Source organism: Rhizobium sp. 21-4511-3d (assembly GCF_053522545.1).
The window spans coordinates 1-17,024 of record NZ_JBNWCF010000026.1 but is presented as its reverse complement, the minus strand read 5'-3'; the positions used below and the strand labels follow the sequence as shown (position 1 = coordinate 17,024).

Genomic DNA, 17,024 nt, shown 5'->3' with positions numbered 1-17,024 from the left:
TTCTCAGTGCTCATGCGCGAGCAAGCCGTCACAACCACACCCCAAGCGATCCAATGGCGCACATCGGTTCTCATGAATCCTGCGGTATGCGACCGCTGAATTGGAGGTTACAGTCGAAGGAGTTGCTGCAATTGTTCGCTAAATCGTGGAAGCAGAAAGAAAATCATCCTCCTCACCCGAAATGAACGGCGATCGCCGTAATTAGAAGCTAAACCAAACCGATGGCTACAGGTTGTTGATTGGTGTATCGCCGGGCAAGAAATACCAATCCGGTATTCGAAGTCTGAGCTGGCGGTTGGCAGACTTCAGCTCGAGCGGCGATCGCGCGTCGTTCGACCAGAGTAGCGCTTCTCGATATCCCCAGTGGTCTACATTGCTGGAAAATGCGCAGGAGGCGCTCTGCCACGGTGTTTCGTCGCTGTTTTCAGTAGCGACTGTCTTCCAGCCTTCCCCGTCAACCTGTGTCGTGCCAGATCGTGCCTTTGCGAAATCGCCCGAAGGGCTCACATCAAAGCTCGGCTCTGTGGCAGTGACGGCATCGGCGAAAGCGTCTGCGTAGCGATCGAAGAGCGTCTTGCAGGCCTCTCGGGCTTCCTTGTCTCCGATTTTGGGAAGCTTGTAGGCCGTCGCGATTTCTATTCCGCCCATGACCGCGTCGTGAACCGTGGATACGACCTTCGTGTCTCGCGTCGGAGCGAGAATGAACCCCGTCATGAAACCAAGCGATGTCTTGAGATTGGGGCCGTCGGCCACGATCTTGCCGGCGATGGACATTGCCAGCGTCATCGTCTGGTTGAGCTCTTCGGCGTCATGTTTTCCACGGGGTAGTGCGAGATAGGGCGCGTGAAATCCCAGCACGGCTCCAGGCTCGATCGTCCGCGAAGCGTGCCGCATATCCCCCCACTCGCTGCCCCCGAGGAACGCGAGGGCACAGGCTGAATGGCACTGATCCCCTCGGCGGACATATGTCTGAATGCCATCCGTCATGAAAAGATCTTCGAGTGCCTTGCCTCCGAGGAAGGAGCCGCCTGGGCTGTCGAGGCACACGCGCGTCACCCCGGCGTCGGTGAAGAGGTTGGCATCATTCTCCTTGATTTCGCCGCGCAGCGGGTGATCGCACGCCCCGTTGGAAACTGCCATCAGCTCGGCAGCGGCAGTCGGCTGCGTGGGAGCTGAAACCAACATCGCGAGTAGGAAGGCCTTGCCAATGTTATTCATGCTGATAGCTGCGCCCCACATTTATTCGCCAAGCGGATACCTTATGCGGCACTTTGCTTGCCTTGCACAGACCCGCGGGTGTCACGGATTTTAGGGTTGGCAGCTCGAAATTGGTCGGGCGGCCCGGCCGTGCCGGTCGGCTCTATTCGCTTGCGCAAACGGAGCCCGGTCCCGGTCTCCGCCCATCCGGGTGACGATCCTGCCGCAAGAGCCGCCTCCTTGCCAATGAATTGCACCTATGGAACAGGAACCGATCCAGACACAGGAGCGGATGATGGAAGAAGCGATACAGATCGACAATCGCGGCGACTTCGGGCTTTGGGCCATCGAGGTGGCCAAGCAGATTGTAGCCGATCAGGGTTTCGAACTTGCCCGAGCGGCCCGCGATGGCACCGAGGATGATGTTCGTGCGGCGGGGAATGCACTCGGTCAGGCCATTACCAACGCAATGATGGAAGTCTTCGACGGGCTGATGGAAGATGTGTCCGACGATCAGGCGGCAACCTGAAGCGGAACGCCTCCGTCGGGCGCAGTCGGTCCCGGCTTCCGCTGAGCGGCGCTATGCTAAGCCTCCTGCGGCTGCGCTCTTTCCGCCGGTGTTTCGAGAGCAAGGCTGTCTCCCGAGATGATCCAACGCCCAACCCGCTTAAAATCGCCACCAATCAGGATGTCGGTCGTCAGCGCGGGCTTGCCTCTCGGCCGTGTCTCAGGTTGGATCGCGAGAGGCGGCTTCGTTTCCTCTTCCCGAGTCCTGCGTGGTCCAGCATTGATCACGTTATAGGCGTGCTGATAGCGGATCCCCAATCGAGCCGCGATCTCCGCAGCTTTCAGGCCTTCCGCCGCCAACGCACGTATCTGGTCTGACTTGGTCATATCAGTTCCTGTTGAGACCCATTTCGCGGCTCTGCAGCTTGTCCTTCCAGCGTCGTTCGAGATCGCCGAGGTCTGCAATCGTCGCAGTCGATCCGACCGTTTCGAGGATTGCTATCTGATAATCGCTGGGGTCGCGGCTCTTCAGCCCGACATTGCCGCCGTGGCCCGTCGCAAAGTATTCGCGCCATCTTCCGATGAAGCCGTCAGTGCCTGATGCCATGCCGACATATTGCTCCCGCGTTTTCGGGCAGGTCAGAAGATAGATCCCCCTCGTCGCAGACAGGGGCGTCCGCCAGGTCGACGGGAGGCTTTCGATGTCGGAGAGATTGGCAATGAAGGCTGCAAAGCCCGGGAATGGCGGCTCTCCCAGAGTGCGCCGCAGCTCGACGACAGGCTTCTCCTTACCGTCACCGCGCTGGATCCATGACCGATAGCTATCGCCCCAGTCGATCCAGAGCCGACCGGCGTATTCGGAAAGCAAGGCCACTTGATCCAGCTGGTAGACGTTGCAGCTTCCGGCGGGCTCGATGCCTCCCGTGATGGGGTGCTGGCGATCGGCCGGCAATGGGCCGAGAAGTCGTGCAGCGTAAAGACCGACAAAGAGGGTTTCTCGCTCAGGGACACCAACGAAGGAAGCCCAGTAGGTGGCGCGCAGTTTTGTCTCATTGGCGAAGGACTGCGTCGCCTGATAGGCCTCGAAGAGATCGCGACGGTCACGCCATAAAGCATAGGGTGTCGGGAAGCCGCTATGCCGGTTGTCCTGATGCCGAAGCAGCCGGACCGTGCCCCGGTCAATTCCCGCAAGGTTCAACACCGTTCCGAATGTTAGCATTATCAATCCCCACCTCGTCCACGACATGGCCTACCGCCGAGCGGTTTGTAAACCCGTGTACTCGCGGACACGCCCCTTCGTCTCGCCAATGAAGAGCGCTCAGTACCGCGACGACGCCCACCGTGTGTACGGCTGAAAGTCCTACTCTGTTAGAACTCGGCTGTGGTTGACCGACATCATTCGGAAGCACGCCAATCCCGCTCTCTTGTGATGGCGTCCTGACCCAGGTCCGGATCTTCCACGATCAACCCGCAAGGGGTCCGCTAGCAAGCTGCGGCCACTCGGGCTGCACCCTCGCGGTGATCGCGCCCGTCCCAGGGCCTTTTGAGGAGCCATCGAGCGGGAATTGGCCCGCTCCCAAATGGAGCCTCGCACATGTCGCACGATCTTTCCCTCGCTCAGTCTCACGCCTTCCAGCTCTCCCGCGATCTCATGGTCCCGGTCACCGTCTTCGAAGTCGACGGCGAGTACGGCGTGCTGCCCTCTGACGAGATCGACGCCGATGATGACCTTTCGGTCATTCATGAGTTCCATCCGTGGTCGGCTCACTGAGCCGCCCAGTGCTGATCTGGCTCCCGCTGGCGACCTGTCGGCGGCAAGGGAAGCTTCGCCGCGGGCGGTGCAAATTTGCACCTTGCATCCCGCGCCCTTGCCCCCTCTGCTCTTCGCGGCGGCCGGAAGATGTCCCGCCGATCATGCGGGGAGTTAAATTGAGGAACGATCGCAGGCGATCGGGAAGAACCATGAAAAGAGAAGAAATCGAGAAGCTGCGCGAGGCAGTGAGCTGCGCGGTCGTCCTGGAACAGGCCGGGTTCGCGGTCGACATGAAGGAAAGCACGCGCCGGGCGATGAAGTTTCGCCGAGGCGCGGAAATCATCATCGTAAGCCACGAAGGCCGCGGTTGGTTCGATCCATTGAGCGACGACAAGGGCGATGTTTTCGCCCTCGCCTGCCTGCTTGGGCACTTAAGTTTTTCAGAGGCGGTCGACCGTGTTGGCGATCTCGTCGGATACAAGGCTGCACCCGTCCCCTGGAAGAAGCCACCCTTCAAGGTCGAGCCTGCGGATATTCTGGGTCGGTGGCAAGGGCGTACCCCTCCTGCAACCGGATCCGGTACCTGGCGCTATCTTTGCTGGTCGCGTGCCGTCCCGATCGCGATCCTGCGCTCGGTAATTGCTCAAGGGATCCTCCGGGAAGGCCCGTTCGGCAGTATGTGGGCTGCGCACACTGACAGCGATGGTCGGGTTGTCGGGTGGGAAGAGCGCGGGCCCGACTGGCGCGGCTTCTCGACGGGCGGAAGTAAAGTCCTTTTCCGCTTCGGCGCGCAAGACGCTCTCCGTCTCTGCGTGACGGAGGCCGCAATCGACGCGATGAGCCTCGCCGCTGTCGAGGACCTGCGGGATGGCAGTCTCTACCTCAGTACCGGGGGTGGATGGTCGCCCAGAACCGAAGCGGCGCTGGTCGCCCTTCTCGCTCGCCCCGGCGCTGAGCTCGTATGCGCCACCGATGCCAATGACCAGGGTGATGCCTTTGCTCGCCGTCTTGAGGCCCTGGCGGTGCAGGTCAATCGCCCTTCCGTGCGCCTGCGGCCGCCGGCTGATGATTGGAATGAAGTTTTGCAGGAGAAAAAGAGAGGGGAAACGAAGACGAGAGAGGAAGGGCGGCGTGCCGCATCTCCGTCGACCGCATCAAGGGAGGCTGCGCCCGGCTGAAGCCGGCCCTTGACCCGGCCGAGCGGGATGCCGGCGGCCCGGAAGGTGTCATGAGGGACTGAAAAGAAGGTGATGGGGTTGCCATCGCCCAGGTCCCGAAACCCTGAAGGAGCCTGAGATGAACACCCCTGCCCGTACCGCCAAGATCTTCGAAGGCGTAGCAACGCGCCCGCAAATGTTCCGGCTTTTCGATCGCCATAACCAGCGCCCTGATCGGTGGCAGATCGATGCTGCACCGCTTTACAAAGGCGAGTGGTTCGAAATCGACGAGGCGCTTTACGACTACATGCTCGACATCCTGCCGCCCTTGTGGATGCGCGGTCCGATCTTCGCGCTGCGCGAATTCCTGACGGGTTCGGTCACCAGCATCTTCTTTGCGCTTCGGATCGACGGAAGGATCCGGTACTTCCACGGCTATTGCGATCTCTCTGATCCCGCCTCAGTCGAGACGATGCGGGTGGCGATATTCGAACGGGAAACCCAGCCCGTTCGCGCCATGACCCGGGAAGAGCGGCTCGAGCATATCTGGAGCAGCACCGCCGACGCCTATCGAGGCTATGCCGGCGATCGCTTTCCGCTGGCGATGCAGGGCAAGCGCACCGTCATGCTGTGGAGCGGGACGAAGGGCACGGTCCTGAAGCTGCTGGACGACCTCACCGACAACGAGATCGCCGCCAAACTGCCGGTTCACATGCGGCATCTGCCCGAAGTCGCGGCCTGAGCGCCGCCAATCCCACCAACATTTTCCAGCGCCTTCGGCCCGCTTATCGCGGCGCATGAGCGATAGCGCATATCCGAAAAGGAAGATTCCGATGAGCAATGACCCATTCACGTTCGATATGTTCCGCAGTTCCGCGCTGTCGTCCGGCCTCGGGCTTGGCGTCACCGCATTTGGCGGCTTCGAACCCATGGCGGCCAATGATGATGATCCCGATCCCACGCCGCCGCCCCTCGCCCCGGCCTTGCCAGGCGCGACTACCCCTGCAGACCGAAGTGGCAGGCGCCAGAACTTCTACCTCGACAGCGATCGCGGCCTCGGCGCTTCTTGGAAGGACCGCGCCCGTGACAACGTCGCGGCAATCCTGGTCGCCGACGGCATCGCCAGGCAAGACCGCCCCGCAACGCCGAAAGAGCAGGCCCAACTGATCCGCTTTACCGGCTTCGGCGCCGGCGAACTGGCCAACGGCATGTTTCGTCGGCCGCGCGAGGTCGATTTCCGGCAGGGCTGGGACGATCTCGGTTCCTCGCTCGAAACAGCGGTCTCGGAAACTGAGTACGCGTCGCTGGCTCGCTGCACTCAATATGCGCATTTCACGCCCGAGTTCATCATCCGTGCGATCTGGGCCGGGATCGCAAAACTCGGCTGGCGCGGCGGCCGCGTGCTGGAGCCAGGCATCGGCACGGGCCTGTTCCCTGCCCTGATGCCGGGGATCTATCGCGATGCTGCCTACGTCACCGGGATCGAGCTCGATCCGGTCACAGCCCGCATCGTCGGTCTGCTGCAGCCAAAGGCTCGAATCATCAATGGCGACTTCGCACGCACCGATCTGGCGCCGATCTACGATCTCGCCATCGGGAACCCACCCTTCTCCGATCGGACAGTCCGCTCGGACCGCGCCTACCGGGCGCTTGGCCTGCGCCTGCACGACTACTTCATCGCAAGGTCGATCGACCTGCTGAAGCCCGGCGCGCTCGCCGCCTTCGTCACCTCCCATGGTACGATGGACAAGGCCGATACGACGGCGCGCGAGCATATTGCCAAATCCGCCGACCTGATAGCCGCGATCCGCCTTCCCGAGGGCAGCTTTCGCCGGGATGCCGGCACGGATGTCGTCGTCGACATCCTCTTCTTCCGCAAGCGCAAACCCGGAGAGCCCGAAGGTGATCAGATGTGGCTCGATCTCGACGAGGTTCGGCCAACCACCGACGACGAAGGTGCGATCCGCGTCAACAGGTGGTTCGCCCGGCACCCGGATTTCGCGCTCGGCACCCACGCGCTGACTTCGGGGCCGTTCGGCGAGACCTATACGTGCCGGCCGCGCGACGGAGACGATCTCGAAGTCGCCCTCGCCGCTGCCACCGATCTCCTGCCGGCCGATCTCTACGACGGCGAGCCGACGCCCATCGACATCGATCTGGAAGATGAACTCGGCGAGATTGTCGATCTGCAGCCGAAGGGCGGACCTGTTCGCGAGAGCAGCTTCTTCCTCGACCGTTCCAAGGGCCTGATGCAGATGCTCGATGGATCGGCCGCGCCGGTCACGGTCCGCAAGGGCCGCACCGGAGATGGCATCTCGGAAAAGCATGTCCGGATCATTTCGAAGCTGATCCCGATCCGCGATGCGGTTCGCGAGGTGCTCAAGGCGCAGGAAACCGATCGGCCCTGGCGCGATCTTCAGGTGCGGCTGCGCATCGCTTGGTCGAGTTTTGTGCGGGACTTCGGACCGATCAACCACACTGTTGTTTCGATCCAGGAGGATGCCGAGACCGGCGAGGTCAAGGAAACCCACCGCCAGCCCAACCTCGCACCTTTTCGCGACGATCCTGATTGCTGGCTGGTCGCGTCCATCGAGGACTATGATCTGGAGACCGACACGGCAAAGCCAGGTCCGATTTTCGCAACCCGTGTGATCGCTCCGCCAATGTCGCCTGTCATCACCAATGCGGCTGATGCGCTGGCGGTCGTACTCAACGAACGCGGCCATGTCGACCTCGATCACATTGCCGAACTGCTGCATATCGACGTATCCACAGTGATTGCCGATCTCGGCGACGAGGTGTTCCGCAGCCCGGATGACGGATCCTGGCAAACGGCCGATGCCTACCTCTCCGGGACTGTTCGCACCAAACTCGCGGCGGCGCAGGCAGCCGCGGAGGTCGATCCGGCCTATGAGCGCAATGTCCGCGCCTTGACCGATGTGCAGCCGGCCGATCTTCGCCCCTCAGACATCACCGCGCGTCTCGGCGCGCCGTGGATCCCGGCCACCGATGTTGTCGCCTTCGTCAAAGAGAAGATGGAAGCCGACATCCGCATTCATCATATGCCGGAGCTTGGCTCCTGGACGGTGGAGGCTCGGCAACTCGGCTATAGCGCCGCGGGGACGTCCGAATGGGGCACGAGCCGGCGCCATGCCGGCGATCTGCTCGCCGATGCGCTCAACAGCCGGGTGCCGCAAATCTTCGATGTGTTCAAGGACGTCGACGGCGAGCGTCGTGTCCTCAATGTCGTCGATACCGAGGCGGCGCGCGACAAGCTCCAGCGGATCAAACAGTCCTTTCAGGACTGGGTCTGGACAGACCCCGATCGCACCGATCGCCTCGCTCGCGACTATAACGATCGCTTCAACAATATCGCGCCGCGCAAATTTGACGGCTCTCATCTCAAACTTCCCGGCGCCTCTGGCGCCTTTGTTCTTTATGGGCACCAAAAGCGCGGCATCTGGCGGATCATCGCCGATGGATCCACCTATCTTGCCCATGCCGTCGGCGCCGGCAAGACGATGACGATGGCGGCGGCCATCATGGAACAGCGCCGGCTCGGCCTGATCGCCAAGGCGATGCTCGTCGTGCCGGGCCATTGCCTGGCGCAGGCCGCCCGCGAATTCCTCGCGCTCTATCCCAATGCCCGCATTCTCGTTGCTGACGAGACCAATTTTACGAAGGACAAGCGCGCCCGGTTTCTCAGCCGAGCGGCGACTGCCACCTGGGATGCGATCATCATCACGCATTCGGCGTTCCGCTTCATTGCCGTGCCCTCGGCCTTCGAACAGCAGATGATCCACGATGAACTGCAGCTCTACGAGGATTTGCTGACCAAGGTCGACAGCGAGGACCGCGTCTCGCGCAAGCGCCTCGAGCGGCTGAAGGAAGGTTTGCAGGAGCGGCTCGAAGGCCTTGCCACCCGCAAGGACGATCTGCTGACGATCTCGGAGATCGGTGTCGATCAGATCGTCGTCGATGAGGCGCAGGAATTCCGCAAGCTATCCTTCGCCACCAACATGTCGACCTTGAAGGGTATCGATCCGAACGGCTCTCAGCGCGCTTGGGATCTCTACGTCAAATCCCGCTATATCGAGACGAAAAACCCCGGCCGCGCACTCGTGCTCGCCTCCGGCACACCGATCACCAACACACTCGGCGAAATGTTCTCGATCCAGCGCCTGCTCGGCCACGAGGCACTTGCTGAACGTGGTCTCCATGAGTTCGATGCCTGGGCATCCTGCTTCGGTGACACGACAACCGAACTCGAAATCCAGCCGTCAGGCAAATACAAGCCGGTGAGCCGCTTCGCCTCCTTGGTCAATGTCCCCGAACTGATCGCCATGTTCCGATCCTTCGCCGACGTCGTCATGCCTGATGATCTCCGGAAATATGTGAAGGTGCCCAACATCTCGACCGGGCACCGGCAGATCCTGACGGCCAAGCCGACGGGGCTTTTCAAAACCTATCAGCAGATGCTCGACACCAGGATCAAGGCGATCGAAAAGCGCGAAGGCCCGGCAAAGCCCGGCGACGACATTCTGCTCTCCGTCATCACCGACGGTCGCCATGCTGCGATCGACCTGCGCTTCGTCATGCCGGCGGCCGAGAACGAGACCGACAACAAGCTCAATCTGCTCGTGCGCAATGCCCACCGGATATGGCAGGAAACCGGCGAGGCCATCTATCGCCGGCCCGATGGCAAAGACTTTGATCTCCCCGGCGCCGCGCAGATGATCTTTTCCGATCTCGGCACGATCAATGTCGAGAAGTCCCGTGGTTTCTCGGCCTATCGGTTCATTCGCGACGAGCTGATCCGGCTCGGCGTGCCGCCATCGCAGATCGCCTTCATGCAGGACTTCAAGAAGACTGAGGCGAAGCAGCGGCTGTTCGGTGATGTCCGTGCCAGGCAAAGTGCGGTTCCTGATCGGCTCTTCTGAGACGATGGGCACCGGTGTCAATGCCCAGCTGCGGCTGAAAGCCCTCCATCATCTCGATGTGCCATGGCTGCCGTCACAGATCGAACAAAGGGAGGGCCGGATCGTCCGGCAGGGCAATCAGCATGAGGAGGTCGATATCTTCGCCTACGCGACCGAGGGTTCGCTCGACGCTTCGATGTGGCAGAACAACGAGCGCAAGGCCCGGTTCATCGCGGCCGCCTTGTCCGGCGATACGTCGATCCGCCGGCTCGAGGACGTCGGCGAAGGGGCTGCCAATCAGTTCGCGATGGCCAAGGCTATTGCATCGGGGGACGAGCGGCTGATGCAAAAGGCGGGGCTGGAGGCCGATATCGCCCGGCTCGAACGCCTGCGCGCCGCCCATGAGGACGACCAGTATGCCGTCCGCCGCCAGATCCGTGATGCGGAGCGTGACATCGAGGTCTCAACCCGGCGGATTGGCGAGATCGGCCAGGACATCACGCGCCTCCGGGCGACCGGGGGCGACGCCTTCACCATGACGGTGCTCGGTCAGGATCATACCGAACGCAAGGAGGCCGGTCGCGCACTGATGAAGGAGATCCTGACGCTGCTGCAGCTTCAGCAGGAGGGCGAGGTGCATCTGGCGACGATCGGTGGCTTCGATCTCGTTTATGAGGGTGAGCGGTTCGGTAAGGGCGATGGCTATCGCTACGAGACCATGCTTCAGCGCACCGGCGCCGACTATGAGGTTGATCTGGCGATTACGGTCACGCCGCTTGGCGCCATCTCGCGTCTGGAGCACGCACTTGATGGCTTTGATGAAGAGCAGCGCCAGTATCGCCGGCGGCTGGAGGATGCCGAGTGCCGTCTGGCCTCCTACCGGTCGCGTGACGGCGGTGACTTCGCGTTCGCCAATGATCTGAAGGGAAAGCGATTGGAGCTCAAGGCCATCGAGACCCAGCTGGCGGAAGATCGGGACGACGAGACCAACGCCGCCGCCGCATAGCTGCATTGCACAATAAATGTTATCGGTCTGGTCAAGATTCAGGCATAACGCACCCAGCTGATGCACATGACGGTCACCTCCCAGTTCCGTCGCAGCAGCTGTTCCCCTCTGGAGGTTTAGATCTCCACACTTCATGGGCCGCGGTCTTCACCGTCGGCCCTTTCTTTTTGCCTACATGCGCGACACGGCAATGCGCGCGATTTCAACAGTCGCATCGTAGCCGATCCCGTTCGTCGCGATGGTCAGGCTGTCCTTCCCCTTGAACGCATAGACCTTGTAGTATTTCTGCGGATTGTCGGCGAGCTTGAGGCCCCACGCCTTTTCCCCAACGTCAGGCACTTCCGCGAAAGTTTCGGAACCATATTGGTCCTGTTCGCCACCCATCGTTTGATCAAAATAGGCGCGTTCCTGGCCCGCCGGTACCCCAAGGCTCTCGCCGGGAAACAACATCACCTGCACATAGGCGCCTTCCGTCGCGCCCGCCCAGCTGCACAGCCTCGCACTCGTCTCACGGATCGTCGCTGGCGCACCGACGAATTTCTGTAGCTCGCCTGCCTTCACCATCGAGCAAGGGGGACTGTCGGGATCAACGGCGGGACGTGCGGAAGAAGCACCTTCCGCGGCAACGGCTGCGGAGCTGATCGTCAACGCAATCAAGCCTGACACGAAAATGCGGATCACGTTTTCCCCCCTCTAACGGTCTCGCTGGAAACGGGGAGATAGGAGAGGAGAAAATGAAAGAAAGGGAGAAGAGTCCGGGTGATCGCAGAGCGGGCTGGTCATCGACGCTTCGCTCAACCGTCGTCTCTGCATCCCGGCCATTCGCGCTCGCAGGGCTCAAGAGCCCCGCTCACCCAGCATTGCAGGGATGCTCGGCGACAGTTGCGCCGCCCCGCGCGCCCTGCGGTCCGGGAGGTGTCTTCGGAAAAATGAAGACAGGAAGGGCTGGCAACGCGCCGGCTCGCAATTCTCCCGAAAGGACAGTCCCATGCAGATCCAGAAGGTCGATCCGCGCGCTCTGAAGGAAAATCCCGACCGTATGCGCCAGACCAAATCCTCGCCGCAGGCCGACGCGCTGATGCTCGCGACGATCAAGGCCGTCGGTATCGTCCAGCCGCCGGTGGTCGCTCCGGAAGCAGGTGGTGGCAACGGCTACATCATCGACGCCGGACACCGTCGTGTCCGCCTCGCGATCGCAGCCGGGCTTGAGGAAATCGAGATCCTCGTGGTCGATGCTGCAAACGACAACGGGGCCATGCGCTCTATGGTCGAAAACAGCGTGCGCGAAGCATTGAATCCGGTCGACCAATGGCGCGGCATCGAACGCCTCGTCGCCCTCGGCTGGACTGAAGAAGCGATTGCCGTCGCGCTGGCGCTTCCCGTTCGCCAGATCCGCAAGCTGCGGCTGCTGGCCAACGTTCTGCCGGCCATGCTCGAACAGATGGCGTTGGGTGATATGCCCTCCGAGCAACAGCTGAAGATCATCGCCGCCGCCGGCGAGGTCGAGCAGAAGGAGGTCTGGAAAGCGCACAAACCGAAGAAGGGTGATACTGCCGCCTGGTGGTCGATCGCCAATGCCCTGACGAAGAAGCGCATGTATGCCAAGGATGCGAGCTTCGGCGACGATCTGCGCGAAGCCTATGGTATCGAGTGGGTAGAGGATCTGTTCGCGCCAGCCGATCAGGACAGCCGCTACACCACCAATGTCGAAGGCTATCTCGGCGCCCAGCACGAGTGGATGACGTCGAACCTACCGAAGCGTGGCGCCATCGTCGAAGTGAACAGCTGGGGCCAGCCCGAATTGCCGAAGAAGGCTGCCCAGGTCTACGGAAAGCCTTCCAAAACTGACCATGCGGGCCTCTATCTCGACCGCGACGGCAAGGTCCAGACTGTCCACTATCGCATGCCGGAGGCAGTGAAGCCGAAGGATGTCACGACGCCTGGTAGTGACGACGTCGTCGATGGCGATAGCGCCGCAGCACCGAAGGCCCGCCCCGATGTCACCCAGAAAGGCCAGGACATGATCGGTGATTTCCGCACCGACGCCCTGCACGACGCGCTCGGCCGCGCCCCGATCGAAGACGATATGCTGATGGCGCTGCTCGTCCTCGCCTTTGCCGGTCAGAACGTGCGCGTCGATTCCGGCGCAGGCGGCGCGCTCTATGGCGGCGCTCGCTTTGGTCGTCATGTTGCTCGTCTGTTGACGGAGGATGGCAGGCTCTCATTCGATATGGATACTGTCCGCATCGCGGCTCGAGCAACCTTGATCGACGTGCTTTCGTGCCGCCGTGGCATGTCGAATAGCGGCGTCGTCTCTCGCCTTGCGGGCGAGGCGATCGGGGCGGACAACTATCTGCCGAATATGGGGTCGGAGGAGTTTTTCGCATGCCTGTCGCGCCAGGCGCTGGAAACCGTTGCCAAAGATGCCGGTCTTGAACCGCGTGCGCGCGTCCGGGAGACCCGCTCCGCTCTCGTCACCCATTTCGAAGGTGATGAGAACCTCGTGCATCCGTCAGCCTTCTTCGCGCCGGCACCGACAGACACGATCGCATTCCTCAAGCATCTTGATCAGAAGACCGCTGCCCTAGACGAGGTCGATACCACGGAGGATGAGGCGGAGGGCTTCACGACGGATGATGTCGGCGAAGAGGCAGGAACCTCTGATAGGGCAGACACCGCGGAAGACGCGGCGACGCTGGACGATCATGAAACCGCATACGGTATCGCCGCCGAATAGTCCCCATCCTGTCCAGATCAAGCCTTACGCCGCCGGCCCTGCGCCGGCGGTTCGCTTTTCCGCACCCTTCATAAAGGAGCCCGGCAATGAACGGACCTTCAAACACACCTGCCAGCAATTCGGCATGCAGCAATCCTGCCGCAGACAGCGTCGAATTCGGGACAAGCGCCGACGGGTTTCCCGTCGCACGCATCGGTGACATACTCCTTGGCCTCATTACCAATGGAAGCGGCGACTTCTTTCTCGCCAGCGCCTGGCGTTTCACCAATCCTCTCGCTGAGGCGCGTCGCCATCATTTCTTCCGCCATGATGGTCGGATCGACAGCGAAGCTGCCTTCCGTGCGCGCGCAGTCGAGACCGCCGAACACATGTCTGAACTCTCAAGCCTCGCTCGCGTCCAGACCCGCATGGCCGCGAGCACGCCTTGGGGTGGATCACAGCTGGCCATGATCTACACCGACGGAATTGTCAGCCACTCTACGCCAGGACATGGAGGTTTCCATCTTTCCTCCGATCGAAACTCTCTGGTCGATGCTTCAGTTCGCAGCGCTGGCGGCTGGTACGAAGAGGACTGCGAATGGGCGATCGTCGCCTTGACGTTTCCGGAAATATTCACGGCCTATGAGCGCCGATGTGCCGAGGAAATCGCCAAAAACACTTTCCCGGCCTTCTGGGAAAGGCTTCGTGGCCGCCAGCTTGAACCCGGTGAGTCCCGGTCGAAGGATCGCGTAGCCTTCGATCGGACCCACGCCGATGATTGGATCGTGATCTCGGCAATCGCATCATCCCAGCATGCCGGCATGACCGAGGTGGTGGCTACGAGAGGCGGCAAACGCGAGTTCAGCCAGGAGGAGCGGCGTTTTCTCATTCCCGACGTGGAATACAGCAAGCGTGGCAGCTTCGGCTTCGTCATCGATCTGGATGTGCACGCTCTCTATGAGGGGCAATCGAGCTTCTCAGGATGGAGCGCGAGGGCTGCATGATGAGATCACTCTTGTCCCCCGCGGCTCAATTATCCCGAATGGAGGATGCCCGCCGCCAAACCCAAAAGCAGCTGCAGATCATCGACCGGCAAATAACCCGTCGGATGACGGCGATCCTGCCACAGATCGCCAGGCGGCAAAGCGGCTATCGCAGGGGAAAGGCTCCCGATGGCCGCACGTTGCTCGAGCGCTACCGCGCCAATCTTGCCGGTATCACGGCGGAGCGACAGCCCGAGGTCGATGCGCTTTCGCGCAGGCTGGCCCGGCAGGAGGCCGCAATCGCAGCGCTGCGTGACCGTCTATCTTTGTCCGGGGCTTATCCGCACACGAACCGGGAGGGGTGAAATGGCAACGATCGGCGAGCTCGAGCAACAAGCCGGGATTGGATCTACCGACGCTGAACGGGCGGCTTTCTGGCGGCGCTTCCATCATCTCGAGGGCAAAGCATGTCTCGATGCAGGCGTGGCCGAGCTTACGCGTATGATCGCAGACCGTGACGGGACGGCTCCTCGAGCGACCAGACAAAGGCGCCAGAGGTGGCCTGCCTTGACCCGCGATGATCAGGCGGCGCTTCGTGCCTATGCCGTCAAACATGACCGACGCTGGAAGAGCATCCTTGGGAATGTCTGGATGGGTGGACCGCCTTACGACGATGGCGGGATCCTGCGGAGGCTTCGAAAACACCCACGGCCCGACCTGGCTTCAATCCTATCGGTTGCCCAAAGCCGGCATGGGGAGCGGACCGGAGGGCAGCGCTGCCGTATCGAGCGAGCACACCGGTGAGGTCAAGGAGTGGTAGCCGGGCGGGCTGAAGTCATGTCCCTTTCCGAGACCAGTCATCGCACCGTGACGGTTTGTCCTTCGGTTTTGCTGCGGTCTGAACCAGCGGCCGTGCGCTTCAAGGCCGCTATCGCGCCGCGGGGCGGCCGGACCCGCCATCCTGCACGGAGCAGCTCTGCTCGACATCGCATGGCTTTTGCCCCGCTCGCTCGCAGATCGGCTCCGCTTGGACTGGACGAGCCCCGACCTTGAAGCGCCCGTCTTCCGCCGGTTCGGGTCGACCGCACCGAAGGGCAAGCCGGCACGGGGCCGGAACCGCTTCGGCTCGAAAGGAAGAAACATGGCCAAGCCCGCAACCAATCCTCGCCAGACCGCCCGGGTCGTGCAGCTCCGCAAAGGCGCAACGGTCGAAATGGTCCGCCTCACCTGCCCTGACAGCGCCCAGGCGATCAAGATCGCCGAGAGCTTCGGGACCGCGATCATCGACAGCGACGGGATCCGCGACCTCCACGAACGTCTCATCTCCGAGACAGCGGATGCGCTCAGCGAAGGCCTTGGCGAACGCGCTATGCAGATCCACCTGCAGCGGATCGTCGGCGCCTATGTCGGCTCTGCCCACGGCGCCGGACAGTTCTACAGCAATGCCGTCACCCAGGCACGGGATGCCACAGCCAAGGCTGCAAACGACGCCCGCGACGAGGACCTAGATGGTCCCGTCGGTTACGACAGCGCCGCTCACCGCAAGCGGGAGTTCGCAGCCGATATGGGTATCCAGGCCCATGCGTTGCGGATGGCGGCCGAAGGCGCCGTCGCCGCCTACAAGCACATCGTCGGAGAGAGCTGGAAACCCTTCGATCGCCCGATCGAAAATCCAGGGCAGTCCGTCGATCGCAAGGCTGCGGAGGCACAGATGTCCGCCTTCGACTAAGGACACGCACCAAGGTGGGGCTTCGGCCCCGCCTTTCCATCCGTCATTCAGCAGTGAGCGGTGGCATGCCACCGCTCACTGCTGTTGTGGCTGCAATTCAAGTCACCGCTTTCCCTCGCCCTTGGCGACGGGAATGAGTGAGCTGGGAAACTCTGTATCATCGGGCAGCTCGGCGAGCTTCGCCGTCAGTTTTCGAATCCGGTCGATCGAAAAGGCGTTGTCGGCGAACCACAACTCGATCACCGCAGGATCAAGGGAATCGACCATGGCGGAGGTCGGGACAGCGCAACCAGATGCCCTGATTGTGCGAATGTTTTCCTGATATCGCCGGATACGCTCTTCCATGGGAAGCTCCGGGCCATGTTTCAAAAGCTTCTTTTTGGGCCATTCCGGCATGTCTGGATCCCCTGCCCCGCCTGTCGCTCCGATATTTTGGCTCGCGCCAAAATTGAAACGGTGAAGCGATTCTAGCACATCGATGTCGTGTTGCGAGTGCGAAAAATCCGCACGGATTGAAGGTTGATCGCCACTGAACGAGGTCCCGTCTCGTGCTTCGGATCTGCAGGAGCCGCCGGCGCCAGGCAACGGCTTCGCCGTCCTCCACGCTGTTGCGGCCGTTCCGGTGCTTGGCCCCGCCTCCGGAACTCCTGCCTTCTGCCTCCGCGACGGGACCGCGATTGGCGCGGTTCCTGAAATTATGGAGACGGAAATGAGCAGGAACCCGGAATCGAACCGTACGGACATCTATAACAAGATCACTGACCGGATTATCGAGGAACTGGCGGAGGGTGTCCGCCCGTGGATGAAGCCATGGAATGTTGGCAATACCGAGGGCCGCATCACGCGGCCTCTTCGTCATAATGGCCTTCCATATTCAGGAATGAACGTGCTTCTGCTCTGGTCAGAGCAGATGTCGCGAGGCTATTGCTCGTCGATGTGGATGACCTTCAAGCAGGCGGTGCGACGTGAAAGTCGCATGAAAGGAGTGACCCCATGGGTCCATGAGTAGTGTTCAACTCTGTCGCCACATTCCCCATGCGACGTCGGTAACGGCGTG

Annotated in this window: 13 protein-coding genes and 2 pseudogenes; 10 read left to right on the top strand and 5 right to left on the bottom strand. The window is 61.7% G+C overall.

Annotated elements, in window-relative coordinates; translation table 11 throughout:
• Positions 1–225 precede the first annotated feature (225 nt).
• Positions 226–1,218 (bottom strand): hypothetical protein, encoded by a 993-nt coding sequence (locus ACQZ5H_RS31890; RefSeq protein ID WP_449100125.1) that lies wholly within the window; start codon positions 1,216–1,218, stop codon positions 226–228.
• A gap of 274 nt (positions 1,219–1,492) precedes the next feature.
• Between ACQZ5H_RS31890 and ACQZ5H_RS31885 the strand changes: the two genes are divergently transcribed.
• Complete coding sequence (locus tag ACQZ5H_RS31885; protein WP_028748422.1) at positions 1,493–1,726, top strand: hypothetical protein; 234 nt, start codon at positions 1,493–1,495, stop codon at positions 1,724–1,726.
• Positions 1,727–1,782: 56 nt separating this feature from the next.
• On the opposite strand, the gene ACQZ5H_RS31880 is transcribed toward ACQZ5H_RS31885, so the two are convergent.
• Together ACQZ5H_RS31880 and ACQZ5H_RS31875 are read right to left on the bottom strand one after the other, a co-directional pair.
• Entirely contained in the window at positions 1,783–2,091 is a 309-nt protein-coding gene (locus tag ACQZ5H_RS31880) for a hypothetical protein (RefSeq protein ID WP_449100124.1), read from the bottom strand.
• A 1-nt stretch (position 2,092) separates the two neighbouring features.
• Positions 2,093–2,923, bottom strand: a complete 831-nt coding sequence (locus tag ACQZ5H_RS31875; RefSeq protein ID WP_449100123.1) for a GIY-YIG nuclease family protein — start codon at positions 2,921–2,923, stop codon at positions 2,093–2,095.
• A gap of 375 nt (positions 2,924–3,298) precedes the next feature.
• Between ACQZ5H_RS31875 and ACQZ5H_RS31870 the strand changes: the two genes are divergently transcribed.
• From ACQZ5H_RS31870 to ACQZ5H_RS31855, 4 genes and pseudogenes are all read left to right on the top strand, one after another.
• Entirely contained in the window at positions 3,299–3,475 is a 177-nt protein-coding gene (locus ACQZ5H_RS31870; protein ID WP_449100122.1) for a hypothetical protein, read from the top strand.
• A 191-nt stretch (positions 3,476–3,666) separates the two neighbouring features.
• On the top strand, positions 3,667–4,635 hold the full coding sequence (locus tag ACQZ5H_RS31865) for a DUF3991 and toprim domain-containing protein (RefSeq protein WP_449100121.1): 969 nt from the start codon (positions 3,667–3,669) through the stop codon (positions 4,633–4,635).
• 118 nt (positions 4,636–4,753) lie between these two features.
• A complete protein-coding gene (locus tag ACQZ5H_RS31860) occupies positions 4,754–5,356 on the top strand; it encodes a DUF1419 domain-containing protein (RefSeq protein WP_449100120.1) in 603 nt (200 codons plus the stop codon).
• A gap of 91 nt (positions 5,357–5,447) precedes the next feature.
• Positions 5,448–10,539 (top strand): annotated as a pseudogene (locus ACQZ5H_RS31855) (DEAD/DEAH box helicase family protein).
• A gap of 171 nt (positions 10,540–10,710) precedes the next feature.
• Here the strand turns inward: ACQZ5H_RS31855 and ACQZ5H_RS31850 are convergent.
• Complete coding sequence (locus ACQZ5H_RS31850) at positions 10,711–11,220, bottom strand: hypothetical protein (protein ID WP_449100119.1); 510 nt, start codon at positions 11,218–11,220, stop codon at positions 10,711–10,713.
• Between the two features lie 307 nt (positions 11,221–11,527).
• On the opposite strand from ACQZ5H_RS31850, the gene ACQZ5H_RS31845 reads away from it, so the two are divergent.
• The 4 genes from ACQZ5H_RS31845 to ACQZ5H_RS31830 all read left to right on the top strand — a co-directional run bounded on the left by ACQZ5H_RS31845 (position 11,528) and on the right by ACQZ5H_RS31830 (position 15,967).
• The gene (locus ACQZ5H_RS31845; RefSeq protein WP_449100118.1) at positions 11,528–13,276 is read left to right on the top strand and encodes a ParB N-terminal domain-containing protein; all 1,749 of its coding nucleotides are present in this window, start codon (positions 11,528–11,530) and stop codon (positions 13,274–13,276) included.
• 86 nt (positions 13,277–13,362) lie between these two features.
• Complete coding sequence (locus tag ACQZ5H_RS31840) at positions 13,363–14,259, top strand: DUF7007 domain-containing protein (RefSeq protein WP_449100117.1); 897 nt, start codon at positions 13,363–13,365, stop codon at positions 14,257–14,259.
• A 38-nt stretch (positions 14,260–14,297) separates the two neighbouring features.
• Positions 14,298–14,603: a hypothetical protein gene (locus ACQZ5H_RS31835; protein WP_449100116.1), complete on the top strand. Its 306-nt coding sequence runs from the start codon at positions 14,298–14,300 to the stop codon at positions 14,601–14,603.
• A gap of 776 nt (positions 14,604–15,379) precedes the next feature.
• Positions 15,380–15,967, top strand: coding sequence for a hypothetical protein (locus ACQZ5H_RS31830; RefSeq protein ID WP_449100115.1), 588 nt, complete (start codon positions 15,380–15,382; stop codon positions 15,965–15,967).
• A gap of 102 nt (positions 15,968–16,069) precedes the next feature.
• Here ACQZ5H_RS31830 and ACQZ5H_RS31825 read toward each other — a convergent pair whose 3' ends face one another.
• Positions 16,070–16,312, bottom strand: coding sequence for a hypothetical protein (locus ACQZ5H_RS31825; protein ID WP_449100114.1), 243 nt, complete (start codon positions 16,310–16,312; stop codon positions 16,070–16,072).
• 364 nt (positions 16,313–16,676) lie between these two features.
• Here ACQZ5H_RS31825 and ACQZ5H_RS31820 point away from each other — a divergent pair.
• Positions 16,677–16,928 (top strand): annotated as a pseudogene (locus ACQZ5H_RS31820) (ArdC-like ssDNA-binding domain-containing protein); the annotation flags it as partial.
• Positions 16,929–17,024: the final 96 nt, after the last annotated feature.